Source organism: Legionella drancourtii LLAP12 (genome assembly GCF_000162755.2).
GTDB classification, from domain to species: domain Bacteria; phylum Pseudomonadota; class Gammaproteobacteria; order Legionellales; family Legionellaceae; genus Legionella; species Legionella drancourtii.
Genome location: NZ_JH413835.1, coordinates 91,947 through 105,761 on the forward strand (window position 1 = coordinate 91,947; position 13,815 = coordinate 105,761).

Genomic DNA, 13,815 nt, shown 5'->3' on the forward strand with positions numbered 1-13,815 from the left:
TAATGATTCCTGTGATTGCGCTTGTTGGGCGTCCCAATGTAGGGAAATCTACTTTATTTAATAGGCTGACTAAGACACAAGATGCACTAGTTGCTGATTTTCCTGGGTTAACGCGCGACAGGCAATATGGTCAAGCCCAGCATAATGAGAAATCTTATATCGTAGTTGATACTGGTGGTATTGGTGTCGATGATATTGCTGTTGATAGCTTAATGTCGAAACAATCAACGATTGCTTTGAATGAGGCCGATATTGTCCTCTTTTTGGTTGATGGTCGTTCTGGTTTGACTGGGGTCGATGAAAAAATTGCTAATAACTTAAGAAAGTTAAGTAAGAAAGTTCATCTCGTGGTTAATAAAACAGAAGGTTTAGATGATGATGTTGCTTGCGCTGACTTTCAATCGTTAGGGATCGCAGATATCCATTCTATTTCCTCATCACATGGCAGTGGTATTTATTCTTTATTAGATGCCGTTTTAGCGCCATTTTTATCACAGCCTGATGAAGTTGCTGAAGATGATGCAATTAAAATTGCTTTTGCGGGTCGTCCAAATGTAGGTAAATCAACATTAATTAATCGTATTTTAGGTGAGGAACGGGTAGTTGTTTACGACATGCCTGGTACAACTCGTGATAGTATTGCGATTCCATTTGTACGTGATGAACAACGTTATATTTTAATTGATACAGCGGGTGTGCGAAGAAAATCACGGATTGATGAAAAAATAGAGAAATTCTCAGTTATTAAGACGCTACAAGCAATTAAAGAGTCCAATGTTTGTTTACAGCTTCTCGATGCAAATGAAGGTATAACGGATCAGGATATGAATTTGCTGGGATTCATTATTGAATCCGGAAAAGCCTTAGTCATTGCGGTGAATAAATGGGATGGGCTTGATGAAGAGCACAAAGATATGATTAAAAGTGAATTATCGCGAAGATTGCACTTTGCGAATTTTGCTAAAATCAGATTCATCTCTGCTTTGCATGGTAGTGGCGTTGGAACTTTATTTAAGGACATTAATGAAGCATATGCCTCAGCCATCCAATCATTTTCTACACCAAGATTAACTCGTTTACTGCAGGATATTAGTACAAAACATACGCCACCTTGTGTGAATGGTCGACGTATTAAGCTCAGATACGCCCATCTTGGTGGACACAATCCTCCGGTAATTGTGATTCATGGCAATCAGCTTGCGGATCTTCCTGACAGCTATAAACGTTATTTAAACAACGAATTTACAAAGCACTTAGAATTGGTTGGTACTCCTTTAAAAATTGAATTTAAGGGCGGGGCTAATCCTTTTGCTGAGAAGAAGAATAAACTGTCCCAACGTCAAGTAAATAAGAAGAGGCGCTTGATGAGCTGGTCTAAAAAGAAGAAGTCGAAAGCGAAGAAGAGTTAGGATTATTCTTATTGTTAGATTAGGGTCTATTTCTACGTTCCGCTGAATCCAGTAGCTTGTCTTTGCGTAAGAGCACTGGATTCAGTTGGCTGCGAATTTTTCTTTTACCTGAAGTTACACTGCTTGGCTTCGGGAATATATCGTTTTTATAGGCGCAAAGTTAATACATCGCAAGGGGCGTGGTTCACTGTTGCATGGGCAGTACTGCCTAGAAATGAATGCAAGCCTGCGGCCGAACGGCTTCCGACAATAATAAGTTGGCAGTCAAGTTCCTTAACCTTGTTAAAAATATGTTCTTTAACTGAACCAATTTCAACAAACTGTTGTGCTGGTGGGATGTGGAAGTTTTCACCGAGCAGGGATAAAACCGTTTGTGCATCATCTTTTGCAGGATTTAATAATTCGGTAAAGCCGAGTCCTTGAGCTAATTGGAAACTGGCTGGTAATTCAATTACATGTAAGAGATATAATTTGGCATTAAATTGTTTTGCTATTTCAATCGCTTTCTCTGTGAGATGATTATGTTCATTAAGCAGATCGGTAGCAAATAAAATATTGGTATACATGGCATCCCTCGTAATAAACCTATTTATTATTCTGAAGTGTAGTCGATCCTGACATTGGAGTGTTAATTTTATTGTTTATTTTTCATGAGTTAAGCAAACGCATAGCGTATCTTTGAGCAAAGCTCAGTTCTTCTCTAATAATTAATGTCTTTTGTATTCATATATTTTTTCATCAGCTTCTTCAATAAGCGAGCCAATTGAATAATGTTTTAAGCGATCGTATTGAATCGTACCCATATTAAATTCAATGGGATAATTGCTTTGAACTGCTGATAACTTATTCTGAAATCTTTTTATAACAGTGGTGACCTGTATCATACTCATTCCAGAGCATAAAACACAAAACTTATCTCCTCCTACTCGCGCTATTGCGTCAGTATGACGGAAGCTTTTTAAGAGTTGCTGAGAGAATATTTTTAAAATCTTGTCCCCCTCGTCATAACCATAATTTTTATTAATAAATTTTAATTTATGTAAATCAAAATAAAGTAATAAAATATTTTTATCATATTGATTACCGAGGTTAATTATTTTTTTCCCTGTTATTAGAAAGCCTTGCCGATTGAATAATTGAGTAAATTTATCTCTAGTAGATAGGCGCATTGTTTCTAATTCAGACTCAACCATTGTTGCTAAGTCTTTAATGATGCCAAGATCGACTCCGTTATATTGTTGTTGTGGTTTCTGATCAATTAAGCATAGTGTGCCAATATTAAATCGGTCTTTAGTTTTTAAAGGACAACCTAAATAAAAGCGAATGTCAGGTTCACCGATAACTAGAGGATTATCGCTAAATCGCACATCGTTTAAAGAGTCCTTAACGATCATGATGTCCTCTTGGAGAATTACATGGGCGCCAAAGGAAATATCTCTTGGTGTTTCTTTAAGTTGAAAACCACATCTAGACTTAAACCATTCTCGTTCTGTATCTACTAAAGATACCAAGGCCATAGGAACATGAAATAAATGTTGGGCAACATGTATTATGCTATCAAACCGCTCTTCTGAATTCGTATCCAGAATATGCAAATTATGCAGAGCTTGTACTCTCTGGATTTCATTTTTAGGTTTTTGAGGCTTAATCATTGTAACTCCATAAAATTATTATTTTTTGAAGTTATTAATTAAATTATAGCACTTAAGCCCAATAAATCATCTTCGATGGCGTTTTTGATCTCGCAGTGCGGCATCCTACAACGAGTTTTTTTTCAATACTAGGGTTTATTTCTTTTAAGGGAACAAGCACAAAGTCTCTAGATAAAATATGCGGGTGTGGTGTAGTTAGATCTCTTAAGTGAATATGTTGCTTTCCATACAGAAGAATATCAATATCAATAATCCTTGGTCCCCAACGTTTTTTACGTACACGACCTTGTTGTTTTTCAATCTTTTGGCATGCTTGCAATAATTTCAACGGCGGAAGTCGCGTAATAATTTCAATAACAGCGTTACAAAAGTCTTGTTGTCCTAGAACCCCCCAAGCTTTGGTTTTGTGAAAGTTGGATACTTTAGTAACTGAAGTAGTTGGCAATGCGCGAATGGAGTGAATAGCTAGCCTGAGCTGGCGTTCTGGTGATTTTTGATTTGAACCCAACCCAAGATAGCAAACATTCATTTAGAGACTTTGGACTTTCTGCGGCGTTTGCCTTTTGTTTGGCTTGTTGGCGTTGTAAGTTGTGAAACCATTTTTGCTCGTGCTTCCTCATCTCCTTCTTGGAATGAGGTCCACCATTGTGCCAATTCCATGGTTTCATCGCCAGCAAGTGCGCGTAAGGCCATAAAATCATAAGCTGCTCTGAAACGAGGATGCTGCAATAAGTTAAATGCCCGTCCTCCCGCGCGTTTGGTAAAACGATACTGCAACAACCATATTTCTCGAATAATTTGTGTATAACGCTTTGGAATAGAGATAATTTTATTTTGTTCAGCAATAACCAATGACATTGCTTTTTCAACAGCAGGTAAGGGATCCATTCCTGCACTTTGTAGTTGTTTTGAGCGCTCAATCATTGGGAACCATAGAAATACTGCAAATAAGAATGCAGGAGTGACTGGTTTATCATCGCGAATACGTATATCAGTATTTTCAAGGGCAATCGCTAATAACGCATTAACCGGATATTGACTGTCTAATAGAGCCGTTGTTTGAGGACATAAGTGTTGGAATAAGCCATATTGCAACAGTAGCTTTTGTACTGTTTCCGCATTGCCACATTGATACAGTTTCGTCATTTCATCAAACAAACGTGAACTGGATACATGCGTAATCAGATAGCTAATGTCTGGGAAGGGCGCCTCTGTTTCTGGGGCCAGGTTAAAATGTAATTTGGCACTAAAACGCACAGCCCGTAGCATACGTACGGGATCTTCCTTATAACGTGTTACTGGATCGCCAATCATACGAATGAGTTTATCTTGGACATCTTTAACGCCGCCAGTAAAATCAATTATGGTTGAATCGGTAATATTATAGTAGAGGGAATTAATCGTAAAATCGCGCCGCCAAGCATCTTCATCTAGAGATCCAAACGCATTATCACGCACTAACATACCGCGCTCATTAGTTTGTTGGCTTTCGTCAACAGCTTCATGGCTACGAAAGGTGGCTACTTCAATAATTTCGCGATGAAAAAGCACATGAACCAGCTTGAATCGACGTCCAATAATGCGGCCATTTCTAAATAGGTTCTTGATTTGATTTGGCGTTGCATTGGTTGCCACGTCAAAGTCTTTAGGCGCTTTATGAAGCATTAGATCCCTAACACTGCCACCAACAATATATGCTTGAAAGCCGCCGCTAATTAATCGGTTAAGTACTTTCAAAGCGTTGCCGCTAATGTCTGCTTTAGAAATCGAATGTTTATTCCTTGGAATAATATAAGCTGTATTAACAGGGCATGAAGGTGCTCTGTTTCTTTTTAACAGCTTTTTGATGAATTTGATGATTATGCTTTCTCTCACATTTAATTTGAACCAGATAATTATAACTAAGCAAATCAAGAAAGTGAATCATTTGTCTTTATAAATATCGTGTTATACGTGTATATTGAGGGTTTCCTTTTTGGAAAACCTTTCCCTGCTTGAGTAAGAGAGGATTTTTATTATTTTGTTTCGAGGGATGCGATGGAATTTTTAGACATTATTGCAAGTTTAATTGTCTTAGTCATATTGGAAATTGTTTTAGGAATTGACAATCTGGTTATTCTCTCTATTTTAACGGAAAAATTACCAGCGCATCAACGAAAGAAAGCCAGAAGGTGGGGACTTACTTTTTCATGGGTTACACGGTTACTGTTGCTGTCTTTAGCTGTGGATATGATTAAATTGACCAAGCCTTTGATAACTATCGCTGAATTATCATTTTCAGCACGCGATATCTTTCTTATTTTGGGTGGTGCTTTTTTAATTTGGAAAGCTACGGATGAAATTCATCAAGATGTGACTGAAGAATCTGAGGAATCCGCCCAAAAGGAAATGACATCTTTTAAGACAACCTTTAATAGGGTGATTTTTCAGATTGCCATGCTGGATGTCATATTTTCTTTAGACAGCGTGCTAACTGCAGTGGGTTTAACTACACGATTTTGGGTAATGGCTTTCGCAATTACTTGCGCCATTATAATTATGATTTTTGCTAGTGAAATTGTTAGTGCGTTTATTAAAAAACATCCTACAATCAAAATGCTTGCGCTTAGTTACTTGATTTTGATTGGCATGGTGTTGGTTGCTGATGGTCTTTCTTTTCATATTCCACGTGGATATGTGTATTTTGCTATGGGATTTTCATTGGCAGTAGAATCGTTGAATTTAATAAAGCATGCCCGTAAAAGAGGCAAAAAATCGTCAGGAAATTAATATGTTATTTATAAAAGCATTTCATATCATTGCAATGGTTGCCTGGTTTGCTGGGCTATTTTATTTACCCAGATTATTTGTTTACCACACAGAAACCCAGGACGCGGTAAGTATGGATCGATTTAAAATAATGGAGCGGCGTTTGTATTATGGAATTACCTGGCCAGCAGCACTGCTTACGACGTTTTTAGGGGGATGGCTTATTAGTTATAACCCCAATTATTATTTTAAAGCGGGCTGGATGCATGCTAAATTAGGCCTTGTGGTACTATTATGGGTTTATCATCTGCTTTGTGGCCATTATCTTAAGGTTTTTTCTCGGGATAAAAATAGAAAAAGCTCGCGTTTTTTTCGTATTTACAATGAGCTGCCTACTTTATTGTTAGTAGGCATTGTATTGTTGGTTGTGGTGAAATAATAATTAATCCATTTCAACCATATCAAAGTCTTCTTTACCCGCACCGCAATCAGGACAAAACCAGTTTTCTGGCACATCTTCCCAGCGTGTGCCGGGTTCAATTCCATCTTCAGGCCATCCTTCTGCTTCATCATAGATAAAACCACAAATGACACAAATAAATTTTTTATATTCTTGCATGATTGTAAACACTCGTTTAAAAACGTGTAATTTATCTACTGTGAGGCAGGATGTAAAGTAATCACGTTTTTTTTGCCAAATTTTCTGTTTAATTGTAGTATATTGGCAAAAATTTATGGGGATTTTTATGACTCGTTCAGCAGATTTGTTTCATCAGGCACAAATGTTTATTCCTGGTGGCGTTAACTCGCCTGTGCGGGCATTTAGAGGTGTGGGTGGCGATCCCCTCTTTTTTAAGCAAGGAAAAGGCGCTTATCTTATTGATGTGGATGATAAACAGTATGTTGACTACGTTGGTTCTTGGGGGCCATTAATTCTAGGGCATTGTCACCCTGCCGTAATTGATGCAGTAAGCCGGGTTCTTCATAGTGGCATGAGTTTTGGTGCGCCTACAGAACTTGAAGTGCAATTGGCTGAAAAAATTTGTTCATTAATTCCCTCCATTGAAAAAGTACGCATGGTGAATTCGGGTACGGAAGCCACCATGACAGCAATCAGACTTGCGCGTGGCGTTACTGGAAAAAATAAATTTATTAAATTTAATGGTTGCTATCATGGGCATAGTGACAGCTTGCTGGTAAAAGCAGGTTCGGGTCTTTTAACCTTGGGTATTCCTTCAACCCCCGGTATCCCTCAAAGTGTAACCAAACATACATTGACTGCAAACTTTAATGATTTGGAGCAAACAGTGTCCTTGTTTAGCAAATATCCAGATGATGTTGCGGCAATTATTTTAGAGCCAGTTGCTGGAAATATGGGCTTTGTACTGCCTGAACCTGAATTTTTAAAAGGATTACGTGAATTATGTGATCAACACAATGCTTTGTTAATTTTTGATGAGGTCATGACTGGGTTTCGTGTGGGATTAACTGGGGCACAAGGTGTTTTTGGTATTAAACCTGATATTACGACTCTAGGTAAAGTAATTGGCGGGGGAATGCCGGTTGGTGCTTTAGGTGGCAGAGCAGAGATTATGTCTCATTTGGCGCCTGAGGGGCCTGTATATCAGGCAGGAACTCTTTCGGGAAATCCTTTAGCGATGGCCGCAGGTCTTGCAACCTTAACTGAAATTGAAAAGCCAGGATTTTTTGATGCCTTAAATCGTACTACTCAAGGATTAACACAGGCATTAGCTGCTGTTGCTGAATCTTTGCATGTTCCATTTCTTAGTGCTTCATTAGGCGGTATGTTTGGTTTTTGTTTTACTGAAAAAAAACATATTGCGGATTACGCCGATATTGCGGCATCAGATGAGGTGTTGTTCAAAAAGTTTTATCATGCCATGTTGGATAAAGGTATTTATTTTGCTCCTTCAATGTATGAGGCTGGATTTGTTTCCAGTGCTCATGGTGAGCAAGAGATTCGTAAGACCCAGGAGGCTGCTGCGCAGGTTCTTGAGATATTAACAAAGAAATAATGCTAAGTAAAAACTCCATTCTTCATCCAGGGAGAATGGACTTTTAGGCTTAGCATGAGGGGCATGGGCTGTAATTTAATGTATCGGATAAAAAATCAGAATAGAGCTTATTTATTCCTCTTTAGCCCTAACGAAGCGAGGAAATATAAGGTTTTACTTGAGTTCTTATCCATAACAGACGTTAATTTACAGTCTTTACTGTAGATAAGTATTAAGACGTAGCGAGTTTATGCCTAAAATAATTCCTAAAACACTAGACAGTAATTTTTCCCCATGTCATATTCATTTTATTGTCTTACGCTAAGAGGAGGGGCATCATGGTATCTTTCTTGAAAAGAAACAAAGATTTTGCAAGTTCTCTACCCGAAGGAATTCTCTCCTTATTCGCTATTCAAATTGTATCTACCTTAAGTTTTAGTGTGCTTTACTCAACCTTGGTTCTATATATGGAAGGCAAGCTAGGCGTTCCTGTTAGCACAGCACACAGCGTTATGGGTATCTTTGTTGCCTTTAACTACGGTGGGTGGTCTTTGGGGGGGACGTTTATTATCTAACCGTGCTTTATTTTGCGTGGGTATGATTTCCCAAATAATTGGTTGCGTTTTACTCTCATTAAGTGATGTTTCCTTACTTTACTATGGTTTAGCGGCGTTTTTAACTGGTTCGGGCTTAAATGTTACCTGTATCAATTGCATGTTGACTCAGCGTTTTACACCTGAAGATACCCGACGTGAAACATCGTTTATATTGAATTACACCGGGATGAACATTGGTTTTTTTGTTGGCTTTAGCTTAAGCGGTGTATTCCAGCTCACACAGAATTACGAGCGTTTATTCTTGCTTAGTAGTTTAGGTAATTTGATTGCCTTAGTTATTTGTTTATATTGCTGGGGCCAATTATCCGATCAAGGCACTTTTTTTTCACAAAAAGATAAAGTCGCAAGAAAAAGATCGAATCTTTTAGGTATGGCAATGATTATTGCGCTGCCCTTTGTCTTGAGTCAATTATTACAAAATGCAGATTGGGCAAGGATGCTCGTGATGATTACTGGTCTGGCGATGATTGGACTCATTATTTATAAGGCAAAACAACAACCCACCAAAATTGCTCAAGATAAAATGTTGGCTTTCGCTGCATTAATGGTCGTTGGAACTATTTTCTGGATGCTCTATCATATTGCGCCTATGGGACTGACTGTTTTCATTGACCATAACGTGCAAAGAGAATATGGCAGTTGGATTATTCCGCCTCAGTGGTTCCAAAATATTAATACGGTTTCTATTGTTATTGGTGGCCCCATTTTAGGCTTTATGCTGAGTAAGATGAGAAAACAAGGCGTACAAGTTAATATTCCTACTCAATTTGCTCTAGCCCTATTGTGTATTGGTGTTGCTTTTGTCATTTTACCCATTGGTATCGCTTATGCGAGTAATTCCGGCTTGGTTAATGCGTCATGGATTGTTCTTTGTTATGTTCTACAAAGCATTGGCGAACTGTTAATTTCCCCAATTGGTTATGCCATGATCGGTTATTTGGCACCTACATCGTTACAAGGCATGATGATGGGGATGTGGATGTTGACCTCAGGAATAGGTGGTACCTTATCAAGTTACAGCTCCGGCTGGATGATAGCAGGGCAAAATACGGTTTCTCCTCTAGCTACAAATAGTGGATACAGTCATGTATTTTTAATCTTAGGTTTATTTGCGATTGGTTCATCGGTTGTTCTTTTTATCTTAGTGCCTAAGTTAAGGGCATTAATTCGCGAGGCGAGAACAAGCGATGTTCAGGATGCAGTGGTTGAGGTTTCTAAACGAGTGGCTGTATGTGAGTAATCTTTTTGTATCTATTAAAACGGCAGAGCTTAATTGGTATCAAGGTTTGCCGTTTTCTATTCAATATGACGATGTCTATCATTCTTTTGCCAGCGGGATTGAGCAAAGCCGTCATGTATTTATTGACGGGAATAATTTAATTCCTCGTTGGCGAGCGTTGTCTTCTTCTAATCGATTTACTGTTGCCGAAACAGGTTTTGGTACTGGCTTAAATTTTCTTCTGAGCTGGAAGTTATGGGAGGAAAATGCTCCTGAACATTGTCATTTGCATTTTATTTCTTGCGAAAAAAACCCTTTAACCCGTGATGATTTAATTAAATCGCTTCAGTGTTGGCCTCAGTTAGAAAAACAAGCCCAGCAGCTTATTGCGAGTTACCCTATCTTAACACCAGGCTATCATCATCTTTCTTTTGGTGATGGAAGAGTCACTTTAACGTTAATGCTTGGTGATGCATTTGAATGTTATGAACAATTATTAATGTGTGGTGATGCAAAACTTGAACGTGAATTACGAACGGTATTTGTTGATGCCTGGTATCTTGATGGCTTTGCCCCAGCCAAAAATAAAAGTATGTGGTCTGATCCATTAATGAATGTGGTTGCTTTATTATCAACAGAAGGAACTAGTTTAGCTACTTATACGGCAGCCGGCATCGTAAAAGAAAGTTTGAGACGCCATGGTTTTTCCGTTGAAAAAAAGAAAGGTTTTGGGCCAAAGCGGCACATGATTAGTGCTCATTTTAATGGTACTGTTTCACATAGTGTGAAACAACGTCATACACCATGGCATGTAAGTCAACCGCAACAATATGCTACCAAATCGGCGATTATTATTGGCGCTGGCCTTGCTGGATGCTTTACCGCATATTCTCTTGCCCAAAAAGGTTGGAAAATAACCCTAATAGACGAGCTCAATGAGGTAGGTCAGGGCGCATCAGCAAATCAGCAAGCAGTTTTATTTCCTAAATTATCTGCGTACAACTCACCATTAACGCAATTTATGCTTTCGGCCTTTTTGTACGCCACCCAAGTATACCAATCCATTTTACAACAAACCAGCATCGGAGAACTTAAAGGTTCTTTGTTACTTGCGTACAACCAAAAAGAACAATTAGCCCAATCTAGTTTACATGATTGGCTGGCACAGTATCCTGAGTTGGGAATGTTAGTAAATCCATTAATCGCCTCCGAATTAGCAGGGCTTCCATTGCATCAAGATGGTTTATTTATTCCATTATCTGGATGGATTAATTCTCCGGCTTTGTGTCAATTCCTTATCAATAGGGAAGGGATTACTCTCTTAACGAGCACCGCAGTAAAGGAGTTGGTTTTTGATAAGAAATGGTTTGTTAATGACTTGGAAACAGATGTTTTGATTCTTGCTAATGGGTATAAAATAACCGATTTCGAAGCGGTAAAATACTTACCGATTAAGCCTATTCGTGGTCAGATGACGGCAATTTCATCCACGCAAGAAAGTGCCTCCTTGAAGATGCCTCTATGTGCTGATGGACATGTTCTACCATCAATCGATGGGCTGCACCATTTTGGAGCCACTTATGAATTAAAAACAGTTACGGCTGAAATAAAAAATCATGATGATTTAATTAACTTGGCTAAATTGGAACAACTTGCCCCCGAGGTTTTATGGTCCGAACAAATCAGAGCACATTGGGCTGGCGTTAGGGCAGCAACCACAGATTATCTACCTATAGTTGGAAAAGTAGCTGATAAAGCGGCATTTATGGATTTATATGCTGGATTAGAAAGCAATTCAAAACGCTGGATTGCAAAGGCCGGACCTTATTACCCTGGACTTTATGTGTGTACAGGTTTTGGTTCACGAGGGCTTACGACTATTCCTTTATGTGCTGAATGGCTGGCTGCGATAATTAATCATGAGCCGAGTTTCTTGCCGCGGAATCTTCAGCAAGCTTTATCTCCCGCGCGCTTTTTGCGTAAAAATATTATCAGGGGAATCCCGAGTTGAAAAGTGATTAGATAACCCAGATGCAACAGCAACTCAGTGAAACAAGTGATATTTCTATTGAGATGAGCTGATCATTGGCGCATAATAATAACCCTTAAAGATCAAGGAGTGATGTTCATGGCTAATTCCATGGGTAAGGTATTTAAGCAAGCCGTCAAAGACAATAGCCCCCTGCAAATTCTGGGTACAATAAATGCCTATTCGGCAATGTTAGCGCAATCTTCTGGGGCAAAAGCAATTTATCTTTCGGGTGCAGGAGTCGCAAATGCGTCTTACGGTTTACCTGATCTGGGAATGACTAATTTATCAGAGGTTCTTGACGATGCAAGACGCATTATAGAGGCCTGCCCTTTGCCTCTTCTTGTTGATGTAGATACTGGATGGGGACATGCATTTAATATTGCACGCACCGTAAAATTGATGGAGAAAACGGGGGTTGCCGCAATCCATATTGAAGATCAAGTTTTGGCAAAACGTTGTGGGCATAGGCCGAATAAAGCCATTGTGGCCAAGAGTGAAATGGGTGATCGCATAAAAGCTGCAGTAGATGCACGCCAAGATCCTGATTTTGTCATTATGGCTAGAACTGATGCTTATGCAATTGAGGGGATGAATTCAGCAATAGAGCGGGCACAACTTTGTGTGGAGTTAGGGGCTGATATGATATTCCCCGAGGCAATGACCTCTCTAGAAGAATATCAAACATTTACTGATGCACTTAAGGTTCCTGTCTTGGCGAATATTACTGAGTTTGGCAAGACACCCATGTTTACGCGCGAAGAGCTTGCCGGTGTTGGGGTTTCTTTAATCTTATATCCATTAAGCGCATTTAGAGCCATGTCACAAGCAGCTTTAAATACGTATCAAGCAATTATTCACAATGGAACACAAAAATCTATGTTGGATAAAATGCAGACTCGCGAAGAGTTATATGGGGTTCTTGGTTATCACCTGTATGAGCAAAAACTAGACCAATTGAGAATGGAGGAAGACAATGAGTGTTAAAAGCGGCGGTTTAGCCGGAATTGTTGCTGGAGAATCAGCAATTGCTACAGTTGGGCTAGAGGGACAAGGTTTAAATTACAGAGGTTATTCTATTGATGATTTGGCAGAACATGCCAGCTTTGAAGAAGTTGCTTATTTATTATTGTATGGCAAATTACCAACGCAAAAAGAATTAGATGCATATACTAAAAAACTTGTAGGTCTAAGAACTCTTCCTGATGCATTAAAAACAGTATTAAAAATGATTCCAAAAAATACACATCCAATGGATGTCTTAAGGACTGGATGTTCATTTTTGGGAACGATTGAACCGGAAAATGATTTTTCTGAAGAACATCAAATCGCTGATCGCTTGTTAGCTTTATTCCCTGGAATGATGTGTTACTGGTATGCCTATCATTTTCAGAATAAAGAAATTTCTGGTTTGACTGAGGAACCAACTACCGGCGGTCATTTCCTAACTTTATTGCATGGCCATAAGCCGACTAAGCTTGAAGCTGATATGATGAATGTTTCTTTGATTTTATATGCAGAGCATGAATTTAATGCGTCTACTTTTGCTGCTCGTGTTACGGCGGCAACACTAGCTGATTTCTACTCAACAATTGTCAGTGCAATAGGTACCTTGCGTGGCCCATTACATGGTGGTGCTAATGAAGCGGCGATGGGATTAATCGAACGATTTAAAACCCCAGATGAAGCAGAAGCAGAACTGAAAAAGATGTTGCAAAATAAAGATAAAATTATGGGCTTTGGTCATCGTGTTTATACTACACATGATCCGCGCTCTGATGTTATTAAAAAATGGTCTTTCCGCTTAGGTGAAGCAAAGAATGATTTGCAGTTATATAATATTTCTGAACGTATTGAAGAAGTCATGTGGTCTGAAAAGAAATTATTTCCTAATCTTGATTTCTATAGTGCTTCAGCATATCACTACTGTGGCATACCGACCTTTTTATTTACGCCAATTTTTGTGATGTCACGCATCACTGGCTGGGCAGCTCATGTATTTGAGCAACGTGCGAATAATAAATTAATTAGACCAACGTCAGAATATATTGGACCAGATCCCCGATCTTTTTCTGCCATTGAAACAAGAGGTTAATATGAGCAATTATGTAGAAGATAATGTGAAG

12 protein-coding genes and 1 pseudogene are annotated in these 13,815 nt (G+C 38.8%); 8 read left to right on the plus strand and 5 right to left on the minus strand.

The window, feature by feature from the left end; genetic code table 11:
• Positions 1 to 2: 2 nt before the first annotated feature.
• On the plus strand, positions 3 to 1,409 hold the full coding sequence (der, locus tag LDG_RS12775) for a ribosome biogenesis GTPase Der (RefSeq protein ID WP_006871806.1): 1,407 nt from the start codon (positions 3 to 5) through the stop codon (positions 1,407 to 1,409).
• A gap of 146 nt (positions 1,410 to 1,555) precedes the next feature.
• Here der and LDG_RS12780 read toward each other — a convergent pair whose 3' ends face one another.
• The 4 genes from LDG_RS12780 to pcnB form a co-directional block, all read right to left on the minus strand.
• A complete protein-coding gene (locus tag LDG_RS12780) occupies positions 1,556 to 1,975 on the minus strand; it encodes a universal stress protein (RefSeq protein WP_006871807.1) in 420 nt (139 codons plus the stop codon).
• A gap of 141 nt (positions 1,976 to 2,116) precedes the next feature.
• Positions 2,117 to 3,061 (minus strand): sensor domain-containing diguanylate cyclase, encoded by a 945-nt coding sequence (locus LDG_RS12785; RefSeq protein ID WP_006871808.1) that lies wholly within the window; start codon positions 3,059 to 3,061, stop codon positions 2,117 to 2,119.
• Between the two features lie 52 nt (positions 3,062 to 3,113).
• Positions 3,114 to 3,590 (minus strand): 2-amino-4-hydroxy-6-hydroxymethyldihydropteridine diphosphokinase, encoded by a 477-nt coding sequence (folK, locus tag LDG_RS12790; RefSeq protein ID WP_083821461.1) that lies wholly within the window; start codon positions 3,588 to 3,590, stop codon positions 3,114 to 3,116.
• Positions 3,587 to 4,900 (minus strand): polynucleotide adenylyltransferase PcnB, encoded by a 1,314-nt coding sequence (pcnB, locus tag LDG_RS12795; RefSeq protein WP_085955947.1) that lies wholly within the window; start codon positions 4,898 to 4,900, stop codon positions 3,587 to 3,589. The genes folK and pcnB overlap by 4 nt, the downstream gene beginning before the upstream one ends.
• A gap of 198 nt (positions 4,901 to 5,098) precedes the next feature.
• On the opposite strand from pcnB, the gene LDG_RS12800 reads away from it, so the two are divergent.
• Positions 5,099 to 5,830 carry a TerC family protein gene (locus tag LDG_RS12800; protein WP_006871812.1) on the plus strand — a complete coding sequence of 244 codons (732 nt, stop codon included), beginning with the start codon at positions 5,099 to 5,101 and terminating at the stop codon, positions 5,828 to 5,830.
• Between the two features lies 1 nt (position 5,831).
• Positions 5,832 to 6,248, plus strand: coding sequence for a protoporphyrinogen oxidase HemJ (gene hemJ, locus LDG_RS12805; protein ID WP_006871813.1), 417 nt, complete (start codon positions 5,832 to 5,834; stop codon positions 6,246 to 6,248).
• A gap of 3 nt (positions 6,249 to 6,251) precedes the next feature.
• Here the strand turns inward: hemJ and LDG_RS12810 are convergent, their stop codons facing one another.
• Complete coding sequence (locus LDG_RS12810) at positions 6,252 to 6,428, minus strand: rubredoxin (RefSeq protein WP_006871814.1); 177 nt, start codon at positions 6,426 to 6,428, stop codon at positions 6,252 to 6,254.
• 127 nt (positions 6,429 to 6,555) lie between these two features.
• On the opposite strand from LDG_RS12810, the gene hemL reads away from it, so the two are divergent.
• The 5 genes and pseudogenes from hemL (at position 6,556) to prpC (ending at position 13,784) form a co-directional block, all read left to right on the plus strand.
• Complete coding sequence (gene hemL / locus LDG_RS12815; RefSeq protein WP_006871815.1) at positions 6,556 to 7,845, plus strand: glutamate-1-semialdehyde 2,1-aminomutase; 1,290 nt, start codon at positions 6,556 to 6,558, stop codon at positions 7,843 to 7,845.
• Positions 7,846 to 8,162: 317 nt separating this feature from the next.
• A pseudogene (locus tag LDG_RS12820) lies at positions 8,163 to 9,681 on the plus strand (peptide MFS transporter).
• A complete protein-coding gene (mnmC, locus tag LDG_RS12825; protein ID WP_006871817.1) occupies positions 9,674 to 11,671 on the plus strand; it encodes a bifunctional tRNA (5-methylaminomethyl-2-thiouridine)(34)-methyltransferase MnmD/FAD-dependent 5-carboxymethylaminomethyl-2-thiouridine(34) oxidoreductase MnmC in 1,998 nt (665 codons plus the stop codon). Before LDG_RS12820 ends, mnmC begins: the two are co-directional and overlap by 8 nt.
• Positions 11,672 to 11,788: 117 nt before the next feature.
• The gene (gene prpB, locus LDG_RS12830; RefSeq protein ID WP_006871818.1) at positions 11,789 to 12,676 is read left to right on the plus strand and encodes a methylisocitrate lyase; all 888 of its coding nucleotides are present in this window, start codon (positions 11,789 to 11,791) and stop codon (positions 12,674 to 12,676) included.
• Positions 12,666 to 13,784 (plus strand): bifunctional 2-methylcitrate synthase/citrate synthase, encoded by a 1,119-nt coding sequence (prpC, locus tag LDG_RS12835; RefSeq protein ID WP_006871819.1) that lies wholly within the window; start codon positions 12,666 to 12,668, stop codon positions 13,782 to 13,784. The genes prpB and prpC overlap by 11 nt, the downstream gene beginning before the upstream one ends.
• Positions 13,785 to 13,815: the final 31 nt, after the last annotated feature.